The organism is Paenibacillus sp. FSL M7-0656 (assembly GCF_038003225.1).
Taxonomy (GTDB): Bacteria; Bacillota; Bacilli; order Paenibacillales; family Paenibacillaceae; genus Paenibacillus; species Paenibacillus amylolyticus.
On record NZ_JBBOOT010000001.1, the window covers coordinates 4,145,339 to 4,171,308 of the forward strand.

The 25,970-nt window shown below is 47.9% G+C and carries 26 protein-coding genes; 1 reads left to right on the plus strand and 25 read right to left on the minus strand.

Translation table 11 applies throughout. The features are described from left to right. Positions 1-26: 26 nt before the first annotated feature. The 17 genes from tilS to pth all read right to left on the minus strand — a co-directional run bounded on the left by tilS (position 27) and on the right by pth (position 19,483). Positions 27-1,466: a tRNA lysidine(34) synthetase TilS gene (tilS, locus tag MHI01_RS18410; RefSeq protein ID WP_253504665.1), complete on the minus strand. Its 1,440-nt coding sequence runs from the start codon at positions 1,464-1,466 to the stop codon at positions 27-29. Positions 1,467-1,510: 44 nt separating this feature from the next. Continuing rightward, positions 1,511-2,458, minus strand: a complete 948-nt coding sequence (locus MHI01_RS18415; protein WP_036606117.1) for a serine/threonine protein kinase — start codon at positions 2,456-2,458, stop codon at positions 1,511-1,513. Beyond that, positions 2,442-3,194, minus strand: a complete 753-nt coding sequence (locus tag MHI01_RS18420) for a VWA domain-containing protein (RefSeq protein WP_036668461.1) — start codon at positions 3,192-3,194, stop codon at positions 2,442-2,444. Before MHI01_RS18420 ends, MHI01_RS18415 begins: the two co-directional genes overlap by 17 nt. An 86-nt stretch (positions 3,195-3,280) precedes the next feature. Continuing rightward, entirely contained in the window at positions 3,281-5,788 is a 2,508-nt protein-coding gene (gene spoIIE, locus MHI01_RS18425; protein ID WP_179086611.1) for a stage II sporulation protein E, read from the minus strand. Between the two features lie 472 nt (positions 5,789-6,260). Then, complete coding sequence (locus MHI01_RS18430; protein ID WP_017691357.1) at positions 6,261-6,791, minus strand: S1 domain-containing RNA-binding protein; 531 nt, start codon at positions 6,789-6,791, stop codon at positions 6,261-6,263. Positions 6,792-6,989: 198 nt separating this feature from the next. Further along, positions 6,990-7,325, minus strand: a complete 336-nt coding sequence (locus tag MHI01_RS18435; protein ID WP_017691358.1) for an FtsB family cell division protein — start codon at positions 7,323-7,325, stop codon at positions 6,990-6,992. A gap of 11 nt (positions 7,326-7,336) precedes the next feature. Next, positions 7,337-7,906 carry a spore cortex biosynthesis protein YabQ gene (gene yabQ / locus MHI01_RS18440; protein WP_076329917.1) on the minus strand — a complete coding sequence of 190 codons (570 nt, stop codon included), beginning with the start codon at positions 7,904-7,906 and terminating at the stop codon, positions 7,337-7,339. Beyond that, positions 7,903-8,187 (minus strand): sporulation protein YabP, encoded by a 285-nt coding sequence (gene yabP, locus MHI01_RS18445; protein WP_036606119.1) that lies wholly within the window; start codon positions 8,185-8,187, stop codon positions 7,903-7,905. Before yabP ends, yabQ begins: the two co-directional genes overlap by 4 nt. A 172-nt stretch (positions 8,188-8,359) precedes the next feature. Continuing rightward, positions 8,360-8,638: an RNA-binding S4 domain-containing protein gene (locus MHI01_RS18450; RefSeq protein ID WP_036606120.1), complete on the minus strand. Its 279-nt coding sequence runs from the start codon at positions 8,636-8,638 to the stop codon at positions 8,360-8,362. Continuing rightward, entirely contained in the window at positions 8,638-8,910 is a 273-nt protein-coding gene (locus MHI01_RS18455; RefSeq protein ID WP_017691362.1) for an HU family DNA-binding protein, read from the minus strand. The genes MHI01_RS18450 and MHI01_RS18455 overlap by 1 nt, the downstream gene beginning before the upstream one ends. 307 nt (positions 8,911-9,217) lie before the next feature. Then, complete coding sequence (gene mazG, locus MHI01_RS18460; RefSeq protein ID WP_340983798.1) at positions 9,218-10,711, minus strand: nucleoside triphosphate pyrophosphohydrolase; 1,494 nt, start codon at positions 10,709-10,711, stop codon at positions 9,218-9,220. 149 nt (positions 10,712-10,860) lie between these two features. Then, positions 10,861-12,609, minus strand: a complete 1,749-nt coding sequence (locus MHI01_RS18465) for a putative polysaccharide biosynthesis protein (RefSeq protein ID WP_340984876.1) — start codon at positions 12,607-12,609, stop codon at positions 10,861-10,863. A gap of 167 nt (positions 12,610-12,776) precedes the next feature. Continuing rightward, positions 12,777-13,319 carry a stage V sporulation protein T gene (gene spoVT, locus MHI01_RS18470; RefSeq protein WP_036606123.1) on the minus strand — a complete coding sequence of 181 codons (543 nt, stop codon included), beginning with the start codon at positions 13,317-13,319 and terminating at the stop codon, positions 12,777-12,779. 331 nt (positions 13,320-13,650) lie between these two features. Continuing rightward, positions 13,651-14,811, minus strand: coding sequence for a peptidylprolyl isomerase (locus MHI01_RS18475; RefSeq protein WP_036668467.1), 1,161 nt, complete (start codon positions 14,809-14,811; stop codon positions 13,651-13,653). Further along, on the minus strand, positions 14,795-18,322 hold the full coding sequence (gene mfd, locus MHI01_RS18480; RefSeq protein WP_036606125.1) for a transcription-repair coupling factor: 3,528 nt from the start codon (positions 18,320-18,322) through the stop codon (positions 14,795-14,797). The genes MHI01_RS18475 and mfd overlap by 17 nt, the downstream gene beginning before the upstream one ends. 272 nt (positions 18,323-18,594) lie before the next feature. Continuing rightward, a complete protein-coding gene (locus tag MHI01_RS18485) occupies positions 18,595-18,825 on the minus strand; it encodes an anti-sigma-F factor Fin family protein (RefSeq protein WP_017691368.1) in 231 nt (76 codons plus the stop codon). 97 nt (positions 18,826-18,922) lie between these two features. Further along, positions 18,923-19,483 (minus strand): aminoacyl-tRNA hydrolase, encoded by a 561-nt coding sequence (gene pth, locus MHI01_RS18490; protein ID WP_036606126.1) that lies wholly within the window; start codon positions 19,481-19,483, stop codon positions 18,923-18,925. Between the two features lie 139 nt (positions 19,484-19,622). On the opposite strand from pth, the gene MHI01_RS18495 reads away from it, so the two are divergent. Continuing rightward, positions 19,623-19,823, plus strand: a complete 201-nt coding sequence (locus MHI01_RS18495) for a hypothetical protein (protein WP_024633712.1) — start codon at positions 19,623-19,625, stop codon at positions 19,821-19,823. 105 nt (positions 19,824-19,928) lie between these two features. Here MHI01_RS18495 and MHI01_RS18500 read toward each other — a convergent pair whose 3' ends face one another. The 8 genes from MHI01_RS18500 to veg all read right to left on the minus strand — a co-directional run bounded on the left by MHI01_RS18500 (position 19,929) and on the right by veg (position 25,842). Then, on the minus strand, positions 19,929-20,882 hold the full coding sequence (locus MHI01_RS18500) for a ribose-phosphate diphosphokinase (protein WP_017691370.1): 954 nt from the start codon (positions 20,880-20,882) through the stop codon (positions 19,929-19,931). 101 nt (positions 20,883-20,983) lie between these two features. Beyond that, positions 20,984-22,375 (minus strand): bifunctional UDP-N-acetylglucosamine diphosphorylase/glucosamine-1-phosphate N-acetyltransferase GlmU, encoded by a 1,392-nt coding sequence (gene glmU / locus MHI01_RS18505; RefSeq protein WP_260633062.1) that lies wholly within the window; start codon positions 22,373-22,375, stop codon positions 20,984-20,986. A gap of 77 nt (positions 22,376-22,452) precedes the next feature. After that, entirely contained in the window at positions 22,453-22,647 is a 195-nt protein-coding gene (locus MHI01_RS18510) for a hypothetical protein (RefSeq protein WP_124118801.1), read from the minus strand. A gap of 83 nt (positions 22,648-22,730) precedes the next feature. Then, the gene (gene spoVG, locus MHI01_RS18515) at positions 22,731-23,015 is read right to left on the minus strand and encodes a septation regulator SpoVG (protein WP_017691372.1); all 285 of its coding nucleotides are present in this window, start codon (positions 23,013-23,015) and stop codon (positions 22,731-22,733) included. A gap of 188 nt (positions 23,016-23,203) precedes the next feature. Beyond that, positions 23,204-24,031, minus strand: a complete 828-nt coding sequence (gene purR, locus MHI01_RS18520) for a pur operon repressor (protein WP_017691373.1) — start codon at positions 24,029-24,031, stop codon at positions 23,204-23,206. Positions 24,032-24,128: 97 nt separating this feature from the next. Further along, positions 24,129-24,983, minus strand: coding sequence for a 4-(cytidine 5'-diphospho)-2-C-methyl-D-erythritol kinase (ispE, locus tag MHI01_RS18525; RefSeq protein WP_076254660.1), 855 nt, complete (start codon positions 24,981-24,983; stop codon positions 24,129-24,131). Positions 24,984-25,132: 149 nt separating this feature from the next. After that, positions 25,133-25,309 (minus strand): small, acid-soluble spore protein, alpha/beta type, encoded by a 177-nt coding sequence (locus tag MHI01_RS18530; protein WP_340983800.1) that lies wholly within the window; start codon positions 25,307-25,309, stop codon positions 25,133-25,135. 257 nt (positions 25,310-25,566) lie between these two features. Then, positions 25,567-25,842, minus strand: a complete 276-nt coding sequence (gene veg, locus MHI01_RS18535; RefSeq protein ID WP_017691376.1) for a biofilm formation stimulator Veg — start codon at positions 25,840-25,842, stop codon at positions 25,567-25,569. Positions 25,843-25,970 lie beyond the last annotated feature (128 nt).

Consider the following 25,970-nt stretch of genomic DNA (forward strand, 5'->3'; position numbering starts at 1 on the left):
TGAAAGCCTTACCTGAACCATAACCACTACCCCTGAATCGCTGAATCGCCTACAGTCATGTACAGGATTGCGGAAGTGCCCTCCCTGACAGGAGCCACACTGGACCGTCGAACACCCGGTAACCAGATGATATGACCTGCTCCATCACATACCACAGGAATACGTGGACGGACAGATGGGGGGATTTTCTCATCGATGAAAATATTTTTCACCTTTTTGCTTCCGTTTAATCCCATCACTTTCATGGTATCTCCAGGTAACCGTGAACGCACAACCAGCGGCATAAGCAGTTGATCCGCATCAAACGCGGCTTGATCCGCCGATTCCGGTACATGATAGTCCTCGGGACTCACCGTCATCAACCGAATATACCGGTTAATTGGGGTGAGTGAAAGCTCATAAGTTCCACTCCATTGCGCAAGACGATACTCGTAAGATTGATCCTGTACGTCCGTCCGTATGCCAAAAGAAATCAGATTATACTCCCGAGTGCAGGCGAGTGTCTGTCCTATATCCAGGCTCCAGGTCGTCACATGGGTCTCCATGACCTTGTGCCGAATGGTTTCTATACGGGTAAAGTCGACAAAATCACTGTCCAAAGGCAGATAATTCAATATTAGTTTAATCAACCTTCGTTGTAAAGCGACATGTAACTTCAAGAAGGAAGGCACCTCAAAGGTTTGCCTTCCGCCGTTCACCTGCACTAGACACCTGTATGTGTCATATGCACTCTGCTCCATGAAATCGTCTTCATCACCCACAATTTCGGCAAGCCGATTCAATGACGGCGTGAGTTGTCCATTATACTGCCCCAAAAAAGGAAGCACATCCAAGCGAATGGCATTACGCCGATATTTACGCAGGGCGTTGCTCTCATCATTGAAATACATAAAACCCTGGGTATTACAAGCTTCTACAAGGTCTGTCTTGTTTATACGAAGGCATGGACGAATAAGTTCCACATTTTTTTCTCGTCTTTTAAACTTCATTCCTGAGAGTCCCGACAAGCCGGTTCCACGAAGCAAATGAAGCATGACCGTCTCTGCCTGATCATCCGCATGATGTGCCAAAGCGATGCTTGCTGCATTATATTTGGAAGCCACTTCATGAAGAAAGGCATATCGCTTGTTGCGGGCTGCTTCCTGTGGTCCCTGACCCGTAAGCTCCATATATGAAGGTACATCAGCCTTGGTCCATTCAAATGTAATACCAAGCTGTTGTGCCAGTTCCATCATTTTCTCCGCTTCATCATCAGATTCACTCCGGAAGCCATGATGCACGTGGGCACAGATCAATTCAAGTGGCACATGCCGCTTGCTAATCTCGTGCATGATATGCAAAAAAGCTACCGAGTCCGGCCCGCCCGATACTGCGACGACAATCCGATCCCCGGGAACCCATAACTGATGCTCTTCCGCTGCATCCAGCACGTTCTTCACCAGCATGTTCCAGCGTAAAGCCTCCATACCTGTTCCTCATTCCTTGCGTTATGTATATGCACTCTCACAGATCAGAAAAGTAGTGCATAGATGAGCACTCCAATAAGTAATATCACAGATACAGCGAATGCGTTCATAAGCCAGCGCGGTGTTGTACTTTTGGAACGACGGCGGAGAGGCGTGGGGCGTGCCATCATTTCCTTCCACCCTTGTGCCGCATGGCCTGCATCACGAAACTGACCTCGTAATGCCTGAGTCGTCCAATTGCGAAAAGGACCCAGTCGTTCACTGCGCTCCACCAGCGCTACGAGCTGATTCACACTTCGCAGTTGCGGTAATCCTTCGGCCGCCAGTGCCTTGAGCGCGTCTGCTTCAAGTACATGAATCAATAATAATGCAAATGCAAATACATCATAGGTACCATCTGCCGTACGGCTACCTGCATTCCAGAAGCCCCGATCATACCATTCGGTGAACTGTTTGACGCTTCGACCAATCGACGTAACTCCGCCGTAGTCGATCAATTCCACCTGCCCATAGTCGGATACCAACACATTCTGAGGTTTGAGATCACCAAACACCCATCCCGCCTGATGCAATTGTGCCAGCTTCTGCAAGAGTCTAAGTCCCACCAGAAGTGTCCAGTCTGTCCCCTGACGCCGAATAAAGTGATGAAGTGCCTCACCTCTAACGTAACGCATCACATAAAAGGGAATATCCCGGCCACGAACGGCATAATCATCCACATCTTTAAGATAGGAAGGAATGCCGCTCTGCCGAAGGGCCTCATGATTACGCTGTAGTTGAAAAGATTTGAGCACATTAACTTCCGATTGCAGATCAACCGGATCAAATCCCATTTTTAGCGCATAGTGTTTGCCATTTTCACCCCGTTGGACAAGAAAAACGATGCCATTAGCTCCTTTGCCCAGTAGCTTCCGAATCGTGTATCGACTGCGATTCCATTTCCCTGTAACCACTGTTCCTGGCGGGAAAGAGGCGTCAGACAACGTTGTCACCGAGCATCCCTTCTCTTTCAATGCGATAGTTCCCTTCTATTTCCTGCTGTTTCTCCAGTGTACCATAACGGTAAAAATCAATCACCTTCTGAATTGCAGGACCTGTCGGCGTTGCACCCTTCATCTGCAACCTTCCAAACAAGGACCGAACACGGCCTGGATCCGTTGTCCAGTCAATATCCATTACCGCATCTTCTCCACTGTGTCGTCCCGGAAAATGAAATACGGAAAGCTTGCTCTGACCTATACGCGCCTGCAAACTTAACATTAAATCGCGAATGCCTTCTTCTACCGCAGCCAGTTTGGGCTTCATGCTGGCACTGACGTCGATTAACAATATAACCTGTAAGGCTGTAGTTTCAGCCATATCATCCATCACTTCCACGACCCGGGCGCGTTGTGCAGGCTCCAGATCGGTTACCGTTTTGGGCTCCTTCTCTCCCAAAATTTGTGTTAACTCTCTATTAACCGCCTGCTGAATGGTCTGAACCACCGTTTTCCTTGTCATCATCTGCATCGTATGGGCAAGCTGCCGTGTACCTACAATTTGGCTGATTCCACCTCCGGCTCTGGCAATATCCTCAATCTCCCGGCTACCCAGCTCACCAATGGTTCCATAATCAATCACGCCAACCACATTAACCGTAATCCCCTCTTCCAGCGCTTCGGCCGCTGCCAGCACCGGACTTGGTCCTACATTGGAACAACCGTCGGTAATCAATAAGATTTGCTTCATCCGATATCCCTCCGTTATTCGTTACTCTCCAACTCTATGACTAGCATTGCCAGAATGAAGAGACTTCAAACAGAAGAAATATGCAATTAACTGACGGTCCGTGGACGCTCCATCCGGTTGATGCCAGGCACACGCAGTGTGGCCCATTCAGGGCGGAAATGCTCTACTTTTCCAACAACGACGGTCATGTCATCCAAAATCTCATGCTGCTGATATCTTATGACACTTTCAAGCAGGCAATCGGCCAAATCTTGTGGATCATCTGTATCAATCTCTTGAATGAGCCGTTTCATCCATAACTCTTTGTTCACCGCATACCCCGGTGCATCATAGATGCCATCCGTCATCATAATGAGGATATCCCCCGGCTGAAGCTGTACCGTCACCAGATCCACTTCAATATCTTTAATAATACCGATTGGCAAATTGCTGGCTGAAACCTGAATAACCTCCTGTCCTCGTTTGATAAAACTTGGCGTCGATCCGATTTTCATAAACGTGGTCTCTGCCGTATATTCATCGATCAGCGCCATATCCACTGTTGCATACATCTCTTCAGGGGAGCGCAGCATCAGAACGGAGTTCACGGATTTGATCGCCAGTTTCTCGTCCATGCCGGACTGTAGCAACTGTTCCAGTATGTTCAGCGCCGCGCTGCTCTCCATGCGTGCCCGTTCTCCATTGCCCATTCCATCACTGAGCGCCACCGCGAATGTACCGTTGCCTAACTCAACCGTACTGAAGCTGTCGCCTGACATCACATCTCCCCCTTTTGCGGCGGCAGCAACACCCGTGGTAACCTCGAAGGTTTTGGCCGAACCAAACGTGACGGTTGCCAGTCCCTGACGAGGATCGGTCATGGTCTCATGCAAGACGGCAATATGCTCGTCCAGTACATCCGAGATCAGCGGAGCAATCATTTTCCGGCACTCATCGAATCCACGTGTATATGCATGTACAATCTCAATCTCTACATTGCCCGCTTCCAGATTGATGATCTCAATGGAGTGAATGGATAAGCCCAGTGACTCCAGTGCGTCCCGAATCTGCTCCTCCTGCTGTACCATCTCATCACTTTCCCGCTGAATTTCTTTGGCCAGGTCCTCCATGACCTGAGATACACCGGACAATTGCTCTGCAACCAGCTGCCGGCTATCGATAATTTGACGCTTCCATTGCATGTTATGTTGATGCAGTCCATACTGGGCGCGCATGACTTCAAGGACCTCTTCCGGTTTCGCACACACCCTGTTCCAGTCCACTGGAATCTGCTTGCCTGAGATCTCCGGGTTTCCTTCAATCGTACTCATCACGTCCGTCATATATTTGTAGGTTTGAATAAACTTCGCATCCCAGCATTGTGTACGCTTGAAGCAGCTTGCACATGTGCCCTCGGCAACCGCATTCATGAAATGGTCCATTCCACCTTCTTTCTGTACCTGCTCCCCTGCACCGGACATCTGATCAAAGCTGCGTGACAATTGACGGAATACCTGTGAGAACCGGGTTACCCGTTCTGCCGTGATATCCCGTATCCGTTTGGCATACTCATGCTGGGATTTCGTATGATCCTGCGTACCCGGTACATATTTGGATATCGCCGTCATCAGGCTTTTAGGTGTTAACATGAATAGTACGATAGCTACACACGTCTCCCATAATGAATTCATCACATCGCCCGGTCCTCCCAGATATATGGATAGAATGGACGAACCCAGCAGCATGCCCAGTGCAACCGCTGCACGTTTACCCTCTCGAAGCATACCCGCCAGCATCCCGGCAAAAGCAAGCAGGCTCATCTGATACACCGCTGACATGTCAGCAAGACTCAGAATCAAGCCGGTAATGACCCCAACTGAGGCTCCAAGGGGGGCTCCGCCCACCAGCGCAAAGATTAATATGAGATAACGGGAGAGCATATGCTCGACGGATAAAGACTGAATGGTCCACCCTACGGCTCCCGTCATAACGGAAGCGAGCAATATGATCAGGCAGAGGATCTCCTCGTTCTTTAGGCTGAACTTTTTTTTGCGGTAGGTGAAGATCGGTATGGCTTGTATAAAAACAAGGGTGAGCACGAAACTTAGTACGGAATCCATCGTGAGCATCAGCATCGCGTACCAGCTGAAGGATGGTCCAATCACAACCGCGAATAACTTGACCATAAATGTAGTCGTAAACACCATCGTTGGTGCATAAGATAATTCAGCACGATCATATGACTCCAGACCGCGGAAGAGCAGATAAAAGATTGCGATCTCCGATGCAACAATGAGTGGTACCGGAAACGGTGCAAAGAGACTACCTGCGAGAAGTGCAGCGCCTACCGGAATGATGTAATCCCTGCGCATGAAAGCAATTACGGCGAAGTAAGCAATGGCAAAGGGAGATAACTCATTCAGGATCATTGCCTTTCCGAGCAGGAACCCCATAAACGTAAGCAGCAGTACCCATTTGCGGGAAGCAACCATCTGGACAGCCTTGCGGGAGCCAAGCCATTGTTTCAGACGTACCGACAGCTCCTCCCGAGCTTCCGTACCTCCTTTACCTGCTTTCATTCCCGGAAATTGAATGACATTCCACTTTTCCATCATCCTCAAGGCACCCCATTCGATTAATTTGAATTTTCGTGTTTCGTTCTCGATGGTTCTGATTATAGATAGATTAGAAGACGTAGTTTGTCAGAATAGGTGGGCAGGGTCCAAAAAGTTTACGACAAAAGAAACAAGCCTGGCGCGGTGGAGCGAAACCCCGGCCTTATTGTGGTTTCATTCATTCTCCTACTTGATTCCGACAATCGGAATGTCTGATTTTGAACCGGAGATGGTTTGGTCTCGCCACCATTTGAGCAGGATAACTGTGGAATGCCACGGAAACCTGTCGGTAAAAAATGGTAGACGACAAATGTTCTTATGGTTTCATTTTGCCGTGCAGAAAAACTGGGGATATGGAGCTTCACCTTACAAAAAAAGCTATTCAACTACTTATCTGTGAAAGAAACGCAAAAAAACCGTTAGCCCATGGGCTAACGGTTTTACTTATATGTTTAGATCAGGTTGTGACAGATTACACACGCTTGGCTCCACGGCCTCCGCGTTTGCCTTCTGTGTTCTTCTTAAGCGAAGAGATCCGCTCTTCACTATCTTTCAGGAAGCGTGACATTTTATCCTCAAATGAAGGTTTGCCTGCTGCGGGCTTGAAAGAACGGCCTCCGCGGTCACCACGGTTAAATCCACCGCCGCCACCACCACGACCTTGGCCACCACTTGGGCCTCCGCCGCTGAATCGTTCGCGATCTCCTCCACTGCGTTCCGGTCTAGGAGCTCTCGGGGGTCTAGATTGGGTTTGTTGCTCAACCGGTTTGTCAACAGCTTGCTTAATGGAAAGTCCGATCTTGCCATCCTTGTCAACGTTGATAACCTTCACTGTAACGAGGTCATTCAGCTTCAGGTGGTCGTTGACATCTTTGACGTAATTGTCGGCGATTTCCGAGATGTGAACGAGACCCGTGACACCTCCTGACAGATCCACAAATGCTCCAAAATGCGTGATTCCTGTCACCTTGCCCTCTAACTTGGTGCCCACTTCAATTGCCATAGAATAAAATGATCCTCCCTTAAAAATATACAACCCGATTTTTTGAATGCCAAAATCAATGCTGCGCTAATGTAATTATACCTTATGCCATAAACCAAGGTCAACTGAACACTACCCCATCAGAGAGCCTATTTTTTCCGGTTTAACGGCTTCAGACACACGGATAACAAACCTAGCTCGGTAATAGACCGAATTCCATCAGTTCCCTGACTCTTCAACCTGGATCGGCGTTTCCTCAGGAAGATAATATCCTTTTTTCCGTGCCAGCTGTCCTATGTATTCAGGGTCATTCAACCGGCTGACTTCGTACTTCAACTGTTCCAGCTTCTTCAACGTATCTTCCTTTGAAGCTTGCTGAGTGGCCAGATGAGAACTCTTGTCCGAAATTTGTGCAGTCTGCACAAGGAATGTATATCCTGCCCATATTACAAATACAATCATAAACGTCATCCAAAGCATGAGGCGCCTTTTTGCACCGGCAGATTTTCCTTGGTTAGTTGGAGCCTTTGATCTGCCCACAGGTGTTTTACCCATTACGGACCTCCTTAAAACCAGCGTTTCCACATCGCTGCAATTCTTGTACCCACACGGATCATGAAGCGTGGCGTTACCCAATGTTTCAGGAGCGGCCTAAACATCCAGCGGAACAACTTGCCGAAAGGTACCAAACACTGTAGCACCAGCCTGCCCAGGAATAATAGTATCGCAATTACAAAACCGAATAATACGCGAATAAACTTATAAATTCCTTTAACCGGCATAACGATCAGGATGTTAAGGATATGTCCACACCAATGAATCAGCGTTCTTGCGAGTTTAATTAACATTACCACAAAACGCTGGGTTGTAACACTTAAAAGCCAAAAATAGAAGCAAACCCCTATAATCAGCCCCAAAAAGACATAAAACCGCAACTGTCCGTGGTTTCCGGCGTATAGCATCCGAAAAACGAACAGCGCGGAAGCAACCCAGTACAACAGATCGAGCGTGTGAATACTCCATCTCGGAAATCGCAGCTGTCCGGACAGTACCCGGTAACTGTCGTAGGCCATTCCCATCACGACCCCCGAAGTAAGCATCCACATCAATGTGATCCATTGAGTATCCGGACTCATCGGAACATCTTGCCAAACAGGCCTTTACCATTTTTGGACTGGGAACCGGGGTCCAGATATTGGAGCGAACTGACAGTGCCTTCAATGGATAACAGACCTTCCTCCAGGCTCAGGTTTTTGATATGTAAATTGTGCCCCCGGATGGTCAGATGCCCAAGTTCAGTCTGCAGCAAAAATTCCTCACTGTCGAAGCTCTCCACGTTGGAGACACCCGTCAGATCCAGCAGTTTCCGATTCTGCATGCTCAGATGATGCTGTTTGGCCTTACCGTGCTCAACCATGGCATGTACCCCTCCTTCTTACACCTAGCTTATGGGTGTGGAAGTTGGAATAGAACCAGTGTTGTTGAACAAATAACCCGCCATCCAGTAAAAAACAAAAACGCCCTTCCCTGTTACAGGAGGACGTTTCGATTCAACTTGCATTGAATGAATATTTATACCAGATGTACTGTTACCAGTTCATTCCGTTATCCTTGGCGATCGGCTCTTCCTTCACCAAGGTGTAGAGGCTGCTCGCCTCATCCTTCTTGGTACTCTCGGCAATTCGTTCCACCTTCACAGTGACCAGTTTCTGACCGAACTGAACCGTCAGCTCATCGCCCACTTTGACAGCGGCGCTGGGCTTAGCTTCACGTCCGTTCACCAGAACACGTCCCTGTTCAGAGACGTCCTTGGCCACAGTGCGGCGTTTGATTAGCCGGGAGACCTTCAGGAATTTATCAAGACGCATTATTTTACGGCTTCTTTAAGTTTGTTGCCTGCTTTGAATGCAGGAACAGTGGACTCAGGAATCACGATTTCATTCCCTGTTTGTGGGTTACGTCCGGTACGACCGGAACGTTTGCGGGTCTCAAAAGTGCCAAAGCCGATCAATTGTACTTTGTCTCCGCTGGCAAGTGCATCTGTAATTTCTCCCAAAAAGCCGTTCAATACGGACTCAACGTCTTTTTTAGTCAAACCACTTTTGGTTGAAATGTTGTTAATCAGATCTGTTTTGTTCATTTTTAAAAGCCTCCCAAATTGAAAAAAAAGTATCTGCGATTCCTGACAATACATCGATTGCCGCTGATTCGCGTTAGGTCACTACACATGTATTCTGGCTTGGCATCTGAAATCCTGCCTTAGTCCGCGACTTTTTTTAGCTTTTTGTCGATGGTACTCAGGCAACAGTCTAAGACCAGTACCCGAAACCATCCGTCGCTAAACACCTATCCCAGTCAACACAGATGAACACATGTTCGTATATCATAACACACTGCATAACATGATGGAATAAGGTTATCTGGCTTTTCCCAGAAAATTGAACCTGTTATAATCCTGCCTTCTTCGCATCCTGCCAGAATTGCTCCATCTCTTCTACATTGCTTTCTGCTGGTGTTCTTCCCTGTTCGCGAAGACGCTCTTCGATGTACTGGAATCGCCCGATGAACTTGCGGTTGGTCGCAGCAAGTGCCTCTTCCGGGTCCGTATCGATGAATCTTGCAACGTTCGCGGCTGCGAATAATAAATCACCCAGTTCGAGCTTCCGTTCTTCCGCAGACTGGCCTTGTTGCACCGCTTCTTTCAACTCCGCCAGTTCTTCCTCGATCTTGGCAAACACGCCTTCAACATCATCCCAGTCAAAGCCTACTTTGGCTGCTTTCTTCTGTAACTTGTATCCCTTCATCAATGCAGGCAAGTCACGCGGTATACCATCCAGCACGGAAACCTTCTGTTGATCCTGGCCTTTGCGCTTCTTCTCCTCTGCCTTCATCTGTTCCCAGTTCTGAAGAGCTTCATTCGCATCTTCTGCCTGATTATCGCCAAAAACATGTGGATGGCGGAAGATCAGCTTATCATTCAAACCTTCGATGACATCATACACATTAAATGTACCAACCTCTTCTTCCATCTGGGAGTGCAATAAAATCTGCAGCAGCAGATCACCCAGTTCTTCTTTCATATGGTCGGGGTCATCCTCATCGATCGTCTCAATGACCTCATAGGTCTCTTCAATCAGGTTTTTGCGAATGGATTGATGCGTCTGCTCCTGATCCCATGGACAGCCACCCGGACTGCGAAGAATATTGACGATCTCATGCAAACGCGCAAAGGATCTGCGACGCAAGGCATCATCGGTGTTCTTCGGTACATAGATCAGTGACAGATTGCCGTACCCTTCGATCCGGTCCAGTTCGTGCAATGGAATCTTGTGAATGACCTCCTGACCCTGCACACCCAACGCATGACCCACAAATACCGGATAATCATCCGGGTAAACCTCCATCAGGCATAGCTTCACATCCGAAGCAGTGAACACATCGTAGACTTGTCCGATCAACGTATGTAGCTGTGGTTGTACCAGTTCCGTGTTCAGGCTGCTGGCATCCAGAAGTTGAAAACCTTCGATTGGATCGAATCCAAGTCGTATAAAAGCTTCATCTAGGAAGCTCTCCCCGCCCATCACACGCAGTGAAATACCCATCTGCGGACAACGCTCTTTGAGTAGGCGCACACTTGCTTCTGCCACCATGGGATGACCCGGAACGGCATACACAACTTCGGTTCCGGCCTCACCCTTACGAGCAGCCTCTATCAGTTGGTTCGCGATCTCATCATACACCTCGGGGAAGGAGGACTTCGCCTCATAGATGGCATCAAATGAGGTCATTACCAGTCCCTCTTGCTTCAGATCATTCAAAACGGGATGATCCAGGGTACGTACATACAGCGTAGCTGCATGTTTCATTTTTTTGATAATACCTACGGTCAGTTGGTCTACATCTCCAGATCCAAGACCCACTACGGTTAAAGCTGCACTCATTACGTAAACCTCCATCCGGACTATCCTGTCCAGGCTCAATGATTCATCATGCCTGAACAGGACTAATTACACGTATTATACCAGAATCATTCGATATCCTATAATTACATATTCGCTGTGCTGGGTGTAGAAGCACCGTGAGCATGAAGCTAGCGCAGCACACGCAGTCTGCGCAGCAGCTTGGCAAGGCGAGGCCCCAACTTGGGCACAGCCGCCAGCTCCGCGGCGGTCAGTAGCCCTGTCCGGGCCGCCGCCAGCAAGAACACGGCCGAGCCTGCGGCAATGCCCAGCAGGCTCACGCCCATCGCGGCCAGCCTGCGGTCGGCCGCGACACCCATGCCGCCGAGCACGGCTTCGGCGGCCCAGGCCGTGCCTAACGCCGCCAGACTCATGGCGGCGATCACCAGCGCCGGCTTCGCCAGGACGGCGCCAGGGGCAGGGCGCAGGGCGACAAGTCGCGCCAACAGCGCCACATTCAGGCCAGCCGCCAGCATGTAGGCGACTGCGCCTGCCAGAGCCGCGCCGCTGATGCCCAGCGCCGGCACAAGCATGACGTTCAGCAGCGCCTTGACGCCTGCGGCGGCCAGCATGCTGAACGCGGGTGCGCGCACGGCGCCGAGGCCTTGCAGCAGCGCCGCCGCAATAATGCTGACGGTGCTGCCCGCAGCCGTCAGCGCCATGTACCGCAGTGCTTCGGTGCCTGCGGCATCTCCGTACAGCATGCGGTTAATCGGCTCCGCCAGCACCGCGAGACCCGCGGATGCCGCCAGGCCGATCAACCAGAACCAGCGCAGCGCGAGGCCTGCTTGCTGCCGGACGGCTTCTGGCCCGCCCTTTAACCGGGCTTCCGCCATCGCCGGAATAAAGAGCACAGATAGTGACGTGGCAAGCATCGTCACCAATTGAACCAGCGGCAATCCACGGTTGTAGATGCCGAAGGAAACCATCGACTGAAGCTCGTCCAGTCCTTCTCCCCGCAGCAATCGGGGTACAGTGAAGGTATCCACCAGATTCATCAGTGGCACAGCCAGCGACCCGAGACAGACGGGAATGGCGTACATGAGTAGCGTCTTGATCCACTCCCCATTGGATCGTGATCTTTCTGCCAGAGCCGGGTTAATAGCACTCACCGTTTTCTTCAGCGGCGTAACCGGTGTATTCTCCTGACGCTCATGACGATCTGATCCAACCTCCCCGCCTTTACTGCTCCATTCCGAATCCAATTGTTCGGTGACGACTTCCCTGCCTTTCCGCCGATGACGGACCATGTAACCTAACATGGTTAACAGTCCAACCATTCCACCAGCAACGGAGCCCATCATGGCGCCAGCGGCAATAGTCTCAAGCGAAGCATCCCGTCTCATCAACCACAGAAGCAAAACAATCATGACGGTGACACGTATCGTCTGCTCCACCACTTGTGATACCGCTGTTGGAACCATCTGCTGTAATCCCTGAAAATATCCCCGCAGCCCTGTCATCACCGGTACGAACAATAACGCCCATGAAGCAGCACGAATCGATGGAACCACATGGCGGTTGCCAATCATGTCAGCAATCAGTGGCGCACCTGCATACATCAAGAGCGCCATTATAATTCCAATTCCCCCGAGCAGTAGGGAAGATAGTCGAATAATTCTTCTGCTCTCGTCTGGTCTTCCAAGTGCGTTCTGTTCTGCTACAAATTTGGATACGGCCAGAGGCAACCCTGCAGCAGCAAGCGTGATAATGAGCATATATAACGGATATACCGTATTGTAGATGCCAAATACACCGTCTCCCCCCAGATTCTGCAGCGGAATCTTCTGAAAAGCACCAATAATTTTAGAGATAATGGCGGCAAGCCCAAGTATAAATGCACCCTGTAGCAGCCTTGAGCCTGTAGACGGCTGTTTCATAATTCCCTCCCTGCGTAATCCTTTTAAGCATACCTTGCTATTATAACTGCCTGAAGGCACACAGACTAACCCTCCCCCATCACAATCATCCGGACTAACTTCGTTGTCCCTTAAAATGCAAAAACTCCCGTATGCCCAAGACAGGGCACCAGGAGTTGATCTGCGGTCTATTGTTCCATTTGCTTGCCAAGGAAACCAGCAGCCGTCTCAGACATCTTCACTTCCATCTGAGACATCTTCACCGATTCGTCCTTATTGAACAGGATAACCGTTCCGATGGGGTCACCACCTGAAATAATCGGCGCAATAACAAAAGAGGATAACGTCTCGTCATGATCTTTGCTAAGTTCATAAGAACCATTGTTTGTTTCCAGAATGGTCTTCCTGTTTTCCATACATCCCTCTAACAGTTGACCTACCTGCTTGTCCAAATATTCTTTCTTGGAGCCGCCTGCCACCGTGATAATGGTATCCCGGTCAGAAATCATCGTTACATGTCCTGTACTCTCATACAGGGATTCTGCATATTCTTTGGCAAAATCACCAAGTTCGCCAATTGGCGAATATTTTTTAAGGATAACTTCTCCATCACGATCCACGAAAATTTCCAGTGGATCACCTTCACGAATACGTAACGTACGGCGGATTTCTTTTGGAATGACCACACGACCAAGGTCATCTATACGGCGGACAATACCAGTAGCTTTCATTTCACATGTTGCCCCACTTTCTCGAGAAGATTTTTCAACTACTGTTCCTTAATGGGTAGAGGAAAGTCCCAGAACGTTTAGTGTGATATCTTGACCATAGTATTCATCTGTTCCCATTTCCTTATACATGCTTCGGAGAATATAGTTGTGTAACTTTCGAAGAAGGCGACCATGTACCCATACGGCTTGAATGTATACAAGAAGAAGCAAGAAGGAGGTCCTAAGTCCTCCCCTTGCTTCTCTGCATGGTTGTCCATATTTACGAAGTACAAGGCATTCATTCGGGCGAATTCAACCCCTGAACGTATGCTAACACAGCAATTTTACCAGCTTACTTGCTGCTTGTACCTTCATCTGTAGTTGCATCTTTGTCTGTTCCAGTCGTACCTTGGTCAGTCTTGGTATCCGTACCTGTGGAGTCATCCGTTTTTGGTTCGGTTGTTTTTTCTCCTTCAGTTCCTGTACCCGTAGTGCCTTCAGTTGTGCCTTCAGTCTTACCTTCTTCAGCTTTTTCTGTTTTTGGCAGTTTAACTTCTTTTACGATTTTGTCCAATTCATTTTGCATGAACGTATCGATTTCAGCTGCAGCCAATTGGCTCTTCAGACTTTCTTTTTGTTCAGCCGTCAATTTGGCAAAGTCAGCTTCTGTACGAGCTTCCACTTTCATGACGTGGTAACCGTACTCTGTCTCTACTGGATCACTGATTTTGTTCAGTGGCAATGTTTTTGCAGCTTCCTTAAATGCCTCTACCCAGCTGCCTACAGGTGTATTTTCATACAGTCCACCCTTTTCAGCAGAACCTGGATCTTCGGAATATTTTTTTGCAATTTCAGCAAAATCAGCTCCGCCATCCAACTTGGTTTTTACTTCTTTTGCAATTTTAAGTGCATCTTCTTTTTTACGCTCTTTTTGCGTTTTTGGATCTGTGAAGTTAATCAGCACGTGACGAACGGAAGCCGTTGTGAACTGATCTTTATTTTTCTCAAACTCAGCCTTGATTGCATCGTCCGTAACGCCTGTTTCTTTATCTTTGATTACTGTCATGATCCGAGTCATGTAGTCTTTAATGTTGTCGTCAGTCAGTTTCTGAGCTTTGAGCATTTCTGTCCATTGATCTGCCTGAACAGAAGCTTTCATTTTATCGAATTGCTCAGTTGCCGCTTTTGTACCTGCTGTTTTGGCTTCTTCACTTGCTTTGCCACTCAGATATTCATAAGCAACTTCCTGTTTTACCAGATACTCTTTGAAATCGTCCATATCCATCATTTGTGCATACTCCGGATAGAGGAATTTCATGACACGTTGCTCCATATCGAATTCATTGGCTGTAATAGTACCACCATCATACGTAGCGACTACAGCACTTGTATCCGTGGATTCAGGTGTTTTTGCTTCTTCCTTCTTGCCACATGCAGCAAGCAGTGATAAGGATAGTACTGCAACCATGCTCACAGACAGTACTTTTCCTACTTTTTTATACTTTGGTAACATCCTTTAGTTCCCCCTTTGATTTAAAAGCAGTTTTCATGGACTCCAGAATTTTCTCTACCAGCTCCATCAGTTGCTTATCCCCAAGCCCCTTGCCTTTAGCGTGAATCAGCATATGGGGTCCTTGTTCAAATTGTACACGTCTTTCGAACTGATTTCCAATGTGCGCGATTTTCGAGAGTTCAAAGGCATGTTCACGCCCTTCATAGAACTTCACGGTAATGTCCTCACCACGTTGGGAAATGGACTCAATACCGTAGATTTTGCCGTATACTTTCATCCGCGCAACAGCCAGCAAGTTAATGACGGCTTCCGGAAGATCACCGAATCGGTCAACCAATTCGTCTTCCAACTCCATCGCATCGTCGAAGGATGCAATGACCGCCACTTTTTTGTAGATCTCAATCTTCTGAATACTGTCATAGATATAATCGGACGGCAAGTAGGCATCGATACTGAGATCCAGGGTTGTGTTCCACTGATCTGAAGGTACCGGCTCCTCGCCAAGCATCGTAACTTTGCGTTTGTTGATCTCCTCCGCAAGCATCTGGGAATACAGGTCAAACCCGACGGAAGCGATGAAACCATGCTGCTCCGCTCCTAGCAGATTTCCCGCACCACGAATCGACAAGTCACGCATGGCGATTTTGAATCCCGAACCCAGTTCGGTGAATTCTTTGATTGATTGCAGACGTTTCTCAGCAACTTCAGTAAGCACTTTATCCCGTTGGTACGTGAAATAGGCATACGCAATACGGTTGGAACGACCCACACGTCCGCGCAGCTGATACAGCTGGGAGAGTCCCATTTTATCCGCATCATGTACGATCAGTGTATTTACGTTCGGAATATCTACCCCGGTCTCGATGATACTTGTGCTCACAAGCACGTCATATTCACCGTCTAGGAAGTCCAGAATCGTTTTCTCCAGCTCTGTTTCCGACATCTGACCATGTCCTACACCAACTTTGGCTTCAGGCACAAGCTCAGAAATTTCGGCAGCCATCTCCTGAATTCCCTGAACACGGTTGTAGAGGTAATACACTTGCCCACCACGGGCAAGCTCACGCTCAATGGCTTCACGAACAAGCGCCTGGCTGTGTTCAACCACATAGGTCTGCACCGGGAAACGGTTCTCTGGTGGAGTCTCAATAACGGACAGATCACGCACACCCAGCATGGACATATGAAGCGTACGCGGAATCGGCGTTGCCGTCAGTGTCAGCACGTCTACATTGGTTTTCAGCTTCTTCAGTTTTTCCTTATGGGTTACACCGAAGCGCTGTTCTTCATCAACAATGAGCAGTCCCAGGTCCTTGAACACCAGATCCTGCGACAGCAATCGATGTGTCCCGATGACAATATCCACTGTACCTGCCTTGATGCCTTTCGCTGTTTCATTCTGCTCTTTACGGGAGCGGAACCGGCTAAGCACATGAATGTTGAACGGATAACCGGAGAAGCGCTCACGGAACGTCTCAAAATGCTGCTGTGCCAATATGGTTGTTGGCACGAGGACAGCCACCTGTTTGCCTTCAATAGCTGCTTTAAATGCAGCCCGAATAGCCACCTCGGTTTTGCCGTAACCAACATCCCCACACAATAAACGATCCATTGGACGGTTTTGTTCCATGTCCTTTTTGATTTCTTCGATCGCACGCACCTGATCACGTGTCTCATCGTAAGGGAACATGTCCTCAAACTCCTGCTGCTCCGCAGAATCCTTGTCGAATCCAAACCCTTTGGAGGTCTGACGCTCTGCATACAGCTTAATTAGATCATCAGCAATATCCTGTACAGATGTGCGTACTTTATTTTTAACCCGTGTCCACTCATTGCCGCCCAGCTTGTATATTTTCGGTTCTTTCTCTTCGGAACCAACATATTTCTGAATCAGATCGATCTGCTCAATAGGTACAGACAGTTTGTCTCCACCCGCATAGAGAATATGCATGTAGTCCTTATGAATACCGCCAACTTCGAGGGTGCCGATCCCCAGGTACTTACCAATCCCGTGGTTCTGGTGAACGACATAATCGCCCACTTTTAGCTCGCTATAGGATTTGATCCGTTCAGCATTATCTACATTCCGAATCGGTTTGCGTACTTTACGCTGTTTTTGCGAGAACATCTCGCCCTCGGTCACAACAGCCAAATGAATGGACGGCATTTCAAATCCCGTTTGCAAATTACCGATCATCATCTCTGGCTCTGGAATATCATAGTCCATCAGTACCCGGCGCATCCGCTCGAGTCGCTCCTCACCATTCGCCAGCATGAGCACTTTGACTCCGGCCTTCTGCCAACGCTCCATCTCTGCCTTCAGTACGTTCATCTGTCCATGGAAATCCTGCATACCACGACTGATGAAGTTCAGAATGTTCTGTGGTTGGGTGTGTGGAACTTGGCGCAAAAAGATCGACATAAACAGCGTCTGGAATGGACGCTCATACAAGAGTTCATCACCGTCTGCGGATAATGGAAGATCCGGAAGTGTTTTCCCGTTTTGCATCAAATGCAGGTTCCACTCCGATTCATCACGGTCCAGCTGTTTTGATGTCTCCGATAGTCTGGCAGGCTCATCAAGAACCAGCAGGGTATCTTCTGGCATATAGTCGTAGATCGTTTTGTTCTCCGGATAGAGCGGAGAAATATATTTATACATTTCGGAGAAATACACGTGTTCCCGCAAAAGCTCAATCTCCCGGTGAATTTCCTCACGAAGACGCAGCTTCGCCTGCCGGTCTGTCATTTTCTCCAGTTGTTGCTCCAGCAAAAGAGCAGCCGCATCGGCAGCCTTTTCCATACGTTCACGATCTGCAATTAACTCCTTGCATGGTAAAACCGTAATTTCTTCAATCCGTTCAATCGAACGCTGATCCGCTGGATCAAATGTCCGAATGGAGTCGATCTCATCATCAAATAACTCCACCCGATATGCGATCGATGAAGTAACCGGATAGAAGTCGATGATACCTCCGCGTACACTCATCTCACCACGAGATTCCACGCGTTCCACACGCTCGTACCCGAGCTTTACCATCTCCAGCAGGAAGGAGTCCAGTTGAAGTGTGTTACCCTGTTTAATCAAAATTCGAGCATTGGCCATCACTTCCGGAAGCGGAACATAACGTCTTACCCCGGAAAAAGGAATAACAACAACGCCCCTGAATCCCTGGGCGCAACGGACCAACACATCAATACGCTGACCCAATGTTTCCGGGCTGGAAACAGCAGCTTCCGCAGCGACAAGTTCGTTGGCAGGATAGATCAACACCTGATCAGGTGAAAGCGCTTCCTGTAAATCTTCTGCAATTTTTTGAGCTGAAAACATATTATGTGTTACTACGAGCAATGGTCGGTTCATTTCCTGATGCAAGGCAGCCAGCATAATCTGACGCGCCGAGCCGGATAAACCCGAAACCAATTGTTCCTTCATGCCGGACTTGATTCCGGCTGTAATGGATCCGAAGTCCGGATCTTTGGAAAAAGCCTGTATAAGTGCTTGTAACAAAAGGGGCACCTCTCTTATAACTTACTTGATTATCTCACGCATACGCGTAGCATCACTATTAAAATGGATACAAATTCCTTTTTGTCCTGTTTCATCATATCGGATTACTCGCAACATTGCCACATCTGTTGATGCGGCTGAGCCTGATTTCGAGATAGCCATGACTTTCATGCCAACTGAAAAGAAGCCTCAGCAGGCTGCCAAGGCTATAAAAGGTGGAGCGTTATTACGCAACCGCCCTCAACTGTCATTCGATCCTGTACAGGCGATGTCTACTGAAGCGGACTCGCGAGCAGGCTAAGCTCCGGATTGTGCTCCAGGGCTTCCTTACAGTAATCACATGTAATCCGAACGGTAATGTCACCACCGGAATTATACGCTATTATATCCCTCCGCTCGTCGGGGGTCAAGAAATGAAAGCCGAGCTCTACTTCCGTTATCCGGGCAGAATCGATTCGTCCAATAAAGGTACGGCAATGCCTACATACGTAATTCACTGACATGTTTATGCCTCCTGAACATGGTTTATACATCCAGTATGTCCAGTATGGCTGAATCGAACCCGTCTTTATGATCATTTTACCAGTATGTCTTACAAAATTAACCGTTAAACTTCGCCATTGTTTGTTCAAACGTATGAGTCAAGCTATGCTCCAGGGCATCACATGTTTGCTCAATGGTCTGATCAAGGGCTTCCTTTTCTTTCTTCATAAATGTCGACAGTACATAATCAACAATGGCATGTCCTGGTTCAGGCCGGGATATTCCCATGCGCACCCGGTTAAACTGCTGTGTACCGGTATGCTGAATAATGGACTTGATTCCATTATGTCCGCCTGCACTACCTTGGTAACGCAATCTGACTTTGCCAATCTCTGTATCCATGTCGTCGTACACAACAATCAGATCTTCAAGACTAACTTTATAAAAATCCATATATGCTCGAACCGATTCACCAGACAAGTTCATATAGGTCATTGGTTTGATCAGTACGGTTTTCACACCGCCAATATTGCCTTCTCCAATCAGCGCTTTACATTTATTCTGTGTAATGGAGATATTATGACGATCAGCCAACCGATCCAGTGCCATAAAACCGATATTATGACGGGTTTTGGCATAGTTCGAGCCTGGATTTCCAAGTCCGACAATCCACTTCATCTTGTTCCCTCCTTCGGATTAGCCTGAGGTGAGGCATAGACTTCGAATCTTATATTTCATATAATATCAAGAAAGTAAAGATCGATTTACTGTAGTGTTCACAGTTAATATTTTATCGACCCAGGAAGGTGAGCGGGTTTTGCGCGAAGACAATGGACAACTGACTCAACATAGCGATTTTATCTATCATCTCGAATATCACGTACCTGTACAGGTATACGACCGCGACACCCATATTGAGATTGGTCTAATCACACGTTTCGATAATCAATTCGTCGAAATTGCCGACACGCTTTTTCATCGGCGTCGTTTCCGATTTATCTCCCGCCCCGGGTATTAGCTGACCAGCGTCTGTTTCACTTTTAATAAAACGGCACGCCGACAGGGGTTACATTTTCCATTGAACCGGAAAACGTAACCCCTCTACTACTTTATGCAGACATCCTTATTCAATTTCAAACAGCTTGCTGATTGACAATTCCTCATGAACCCGGATAATCGCTTCTCCGAGCAAAGGCGCTACAGACAACACTTTGAGTTTGCTTGTCGGATTAGCATGCGTAATTGGAATGGTGTCCGTTACGATGACTTCCTTCAATGGTGCATTCTCCAAACGTTCCATCGCAGGTCCGGACAATACCGGGTGAGTACAGCACGCGTATACTTCTTTTACGCCGCCTTCCATCAGAGCATTCGCTCCCAGTACAATCGTTCCCGCCGTGTCAATAATGTCATCGATCAGGATAGCTGTTTTACCCTCGATGTTACCGATAATGTTCATCACTTCGCTCACATTTGGCTCAGGACGACGTTTATCGATAATCGCCAGGGGTGCATTCAGGAAATCAGCCAGTTTACGTGCGCGCACTACGCCACCGTGGTCAGGCGACACAACAACCGGATTTTCGATCTGTTTCGACCGGAAATATTGAGCCAGAATTGGCACGCCAAGCAAATGGTCGACTGGAATGTCGAAGAATCCCTGGATCTGCATTGCATGCAAGTCCATCGCGATGACACGGGTTGCACCCGCTTTTTCAATCAGGTTAGCAACCAGTTTCGCTGTAATCGGGTCACGCGAACGTGCCTTGCGATCCTGTCTTGCATAGCCATAGTAAGGAATAACGACGTTAATCGTCTTGGCAGATGCCCGTTTGAGTGCATCAATCATAACGAGCATTTCCATCAGGTTATCATTAACCGGCAAGCAAGTGGACTGCACGATATAAACGTGACAACCCCGAACACTCTCGGAGAGTTTCACTTGAATCTCGCCATCACTAAAGCTGGTTGTGTGAGATTCACCCATAGGGATCCCGATATAATCAGCAATTTGATGGGCGAGCTTGGGGTTAGAATTGCAAGTAAATATTTTTAATTTCGAATCAAAATAAGTCATAAAATAAAAACCCTCCGTGCTGGTTCATTGGAATCAATAAGCGTCTGCGACATGTCGGCACCTCCCCGATCTTCGGGAGGCAATCTTGTTATCAAAACCCCTTATTGGGGTTTGGCATTTTGTTTCTTGGCTTTGGCACGTCCGCGAATCTTCTCCGCATAACCAGGTTTATTCTCCTGACGTGGACGAGCAATGGCCAGATCATTCTCGGGAACGGAATGGGTAACGGTGGAGCCAGCAACCACATAAGCGCCTTTTCCTACCGTAATCGGTGCAATCAGATTGACGTTGCTGCCTACAAAAGCATCATCTTCAATCGTTGTCACAGCTTTATTATAACCATCATAATTGACAGTTATTGCCCCGCATCCAACATTTACGTTTTTCCCTACTTTGGCATCTCCAATATAGCTGAGATGAGATACTTTGGAACCTTCATCAATTGTAGCATTTTTCACTTCAACAAAGTCACCAATTTTTACGTTGCGACCCAGCTTAGTCCCTGGACGCAAATTAGCAAATGGACCTACCGTTGCATCAGAACCAACCTCGGCATTGGATACTACCGAATGTTTAATTGTAACTCCGTCCTGAATAACACTGTCTTCCACATCTGCCTGAGGACCAATATGACATGCTTCACCAATGGAAGTTGTGCCTTTGAGGATTGTCCCCGGATACAAAACTGTATCTGATCCAATCGTAACATCCGCTCCGATATATGTCGATGACGGATCAATGATTGTCACACCGTTCAACATATGGCGTACGGCAAGACGTTCACGCATGAAGGCTTCGGCTTGCGAAAGTGCAAGTCGGTCGTTAACCCCGATGGATTCTGCGATGTCATCCGACATGTAAGCTTCAACCACTTCTCCATCATTGCGGAAAATGCCAACTACGTCTGTGAGATAATACTCTCCCTGAGCGTTCTGGTTCGTCACTTTTTCCAAGGCAGCGAACAATTTTGCATTATCGAAACAGTATGTGCCTGTGTTAATCTCATTCACAGCATCTTCCTGCTCTGTGCAATCCTTTTGTTCCACAATCCGTTGTACAGATCCATCTTCTCCGCGAATGACGCGGCCATAACCTTTGGGATTGTCCAACTGAGCCGTAAGAACTGTGGCTGCTGCTCCGCTGCTCTCATGCAGCTTCATCAGACCTTCCAACGTCTCACTGGTCACAAGTGGTGTATCTCCGCAGACCACAATCGTAGAGCCTGTTTCGCCGCCAAGCAAGGATTTAACCTGCTTCACTGCATGACCTGTACCCAGTTGTTCCGCCTGAAGTGCATACTCCGCTCTGGAACCCAAAAATGACTGCACCGCTTCGGCACCATGACCGACTACAACCACACTGCGTTCAACGCCTGCGCTGAGTGCTGCATCCAGCACATGTCCAACCATAGGTTTACCGCATACGGGATGCAGTACTTTGTACAATTTTGATTTCATTCGTTTTCCTTGCCCTGCGGCAAGAACGATTGCCATTCGTCTCAAAATTAACGACCTCCTGTTCTGAAAATCCCATTGAAATGCATTGCTGATCTATATCCAATGAGTATCGTTCAGCCGGCTTCAAGCCGGTCCTGTTCATCGCCTGCTGTCTCTGTAATCACACGTAACAACGCGGACACCAACGAATCGTGACCTATATGTATACGCCGTGTACCTGCGAGCTTAACCGAATCCCAATGATTCCTAAGATGCCGCCCTGCCACCAAGCGCACGATGCGCTTTTTGTTCTCTGCTAATAAACTCAATACTGAATATATCTTATTCCGGTCAAAAAGAAAAGAGAGCCATAAGACATGGCTCTCTTTTCCTTCGAACCCCAATAATGTTCTCAGGCACCTTCTTCAATGACTTCTTCCTCAGTTGCCGCACGATCGTATTCAGTCAAAACTGCTGCCTGAATCTTCTCACGCGTACCGGAAGAGATCGGGTGGGCGATATCACGGAACTCTCCATCAGGAGTACGTTTGCTCGGCATAGCAACAAACATTCCGTTGTTACCATCAATGACACGAATGTCATGAACGACGAATTCGTTATCGATGGTAATGGATGCGATAGCCTTCATTCTCCCCTCCGAGTTAACACGGCGGAGTCTGACATCCGTAATTTGCATGTGTGTGTTCACCACCTTTTTCCATCAGAACTTGGTGTATAATTCCACACAGCATATACGAACTCCTTCTTTTTATAACCACAAAAATTTCCTAATTTCAGGAATTTTTTTATTTAATACACAATTCGACAACGTTAGTGCCAGGTCGATGGAAAAGACCTTTTAACGACATAACATTCGTCATCTTTCTACAGGTCAAAATAGTTGCCAGGCTTGACGGAAATCTGTCTGCTCTTGGCATCAACCGCTGTCAGTTTCGCCAGAGATACGTAATCTGTTAACAGGCGTTCTTCTGAATCTACAGAACCAGATTCCACCAGTACCCCTACCCCGGCTACTGTAGCATTAAACTCGGCCAAAAGATCGATCATTCCTTGCACCGTACCCCCGGCCTTCATGAAGTCATCCACAATAAGTACCCTGGAATGCTCACGCATCGCCCTGCGGGACAGGGACATGGTATGCAGACTTTTATGGGACCCGGATACATAATTGATACTTACGGCCGATCCTTCTGTAGCCTGATGGTCCCTGCGTACGAGCACGACAGGCAGGTTGAGCTGGGCACCGGTTGCATAAGCCAATGGAATTCCTTTGGTTTCTACCGTCATAACCACATCAATATTCATATTGCCAAAGGCCGTTGCAAAAATCTTGCCGGCTTCATTCATCAATGCGGGCTGACCAAGCAAGTCGGACATGTACAAGTATTCTCCAGGCAAGATCCGATCAGGTTGCGCGAGCTGGGTCGAGAGCCGCTCCGCAAATGCCAGTGCCAGTTCTCGGGATACCTTCGGAATCCATCTTACTCCCCCGGCTGCTCCAGCCAGTGTATGCAGTTCTCCTGACCCACCTTCTTCGAACACTTCTTTGATAATCGCTAAATCTTCACTAATTGAAGACTTTGCGGCACCATAACGTTCGGCAAATGTGGTCAACGGAATAACCGTATGCGGTCTGGACAATAAGTATTGCGTCATTTCAACCAGCCTTGCGCTTCGTTTTAACTTCTTCACAGAGATCCATCCTCACGATCACGGAAACATCCAAATCCGAATAATTATTTAAGAATATAACACCTTTATACGTGTTTGTACATTATAAAAGCGAATTTTACGTTAACATACGTACAGCATACACTTCTTTACAGAACCCACGCAGACCATTGTATATCCGGGCAACCTTGGATTCTTTGGAAACCAGACCAAATACCGTTGGACCGCTACCAGACATTAACACGCCGTCTGCACCCAATCGAATCATGGCATCCTTCAGATGCTGAACTTCCGGATACAGCTTCAACGTCACATCTTCAAGCACATTGCCCATCTGGTCACAGACTTCCGTAAATGATTGATTGCGTATAGCCTGCTCCATTTTAGTTGCACTCGGATGACGAACAATCTTGTCACTGCGGAACCTTCCGTACACATCGGCTGTAGACACATTAATCGGAGGCTTGGCCAGAATTACCCAGCACTGCGGCGGATTAGGAATGGGAGTTAACTTCTCACCACGGCCTGTAGCGAGTGCAGTCCCTCCTGTGATACAGAATGGAACATCCGACCCAAGTTCAGCCCCAAGCTCCTGAAGTTCGTGATCCGGTATATTCAACCGCCACAGACGGTTCAATCCACGCAGCGCTGCTGCTGCATCACTGCTACCGCCGGCGAGTCCGGCTGCAACTGGAATCTTTTTATCCAGATGAATATGGACGCCCGTACGCACGTTATAGCGCTCCTTAATGAGTCTGGCTGCCTGGAAAGCCAGATTCTTCTCGTCGAGCGGGATGTAACCCGCCTGACTGGAGATGAAAATAGTATCTCGCGGCAGCTCCGACATTTCCAGCCGATCAGCCAGATCGACCATGGTCATGATCATTTCAACTTCATGGAAACCATCGCTTCTTTTATGTAAAACGTCCAGCATCAAATTAATTTTAGCAGGCGCTTTTTCGTAAATTTTCAAGGCGTTCACCCGTCCTCACCTTTTCCCTAAGACAACTTAACATATTATATCAAAATGGGGCTGTCAAGTCATTTGTATTCCGCATCTAAGGGGAAAAAGCGGGGTTATTCCTGACGGATTTCCCCGCTTTTCAGTCTGCTTGAACCGGATTAAGATTTGCGGGTAGCCTGCTCAGCAAGTTGAATGGCTCTTTTCACCATGTTTCCTGCATCCTTGGCTTTAATTCCGCCCCAGCCTTCCTGTTGCACAGTATCATAGAAGCCCAGATCTTTCGCGAGCTCATTCTTCAGATCCTCTGACATGACACTTCTTCTTCTGCGACTCATGAACCATCCTCCTCCAAAGTATCCTTCATAATGTGATGAGTTCGTTGTTCGTTCACGTTTTGGACATTTTGTCACCAGGCCATATTCAGTTTCCTGCATTGCTTAAGAAACTGTCCCTTCACCTGTCCATATAGTATGCCGCGACCGTTCCTCGCTCATTCCTGAGTATGTATGGGTTACGTTAGAGGGAGAATTGGTGTTTAAAGAAAACAAAAAAGCGATCCGCCTTGTGGGGCGAATCGCCTGTAAATCGATACTTACGTCTCCATATAGGAGCTATGCGTCTGGCTGCCCGGGTCATAAACCATGACTTCCACCGATTCCGTAAGTATATCCGCATAACTATAAGATACTCGCTTGAAGGTTTCTTGCTCCTCATCAAGCTTAACAATAAAAACAGAAGGGTACGTTTCTTCCAATACACCCGTACGCTCAATGGTCTTACGGCGGCCACCATTAGCCCGCAACATAATTTTCTGACCAATATGTGCATCGAGATTGCGTTTGATATCCAACAGCGTGTTTTTAGCCATTGTCGACGACCACCTCTTTTCTTGTCCATTATACCGGATTTTACAGTCATTGTCAAATCAAAACTAATTATTATATCAGCATCAAAAAGTTGTTGTCAATGAATTTTTTTGCAAACAAAAAAAGCCCC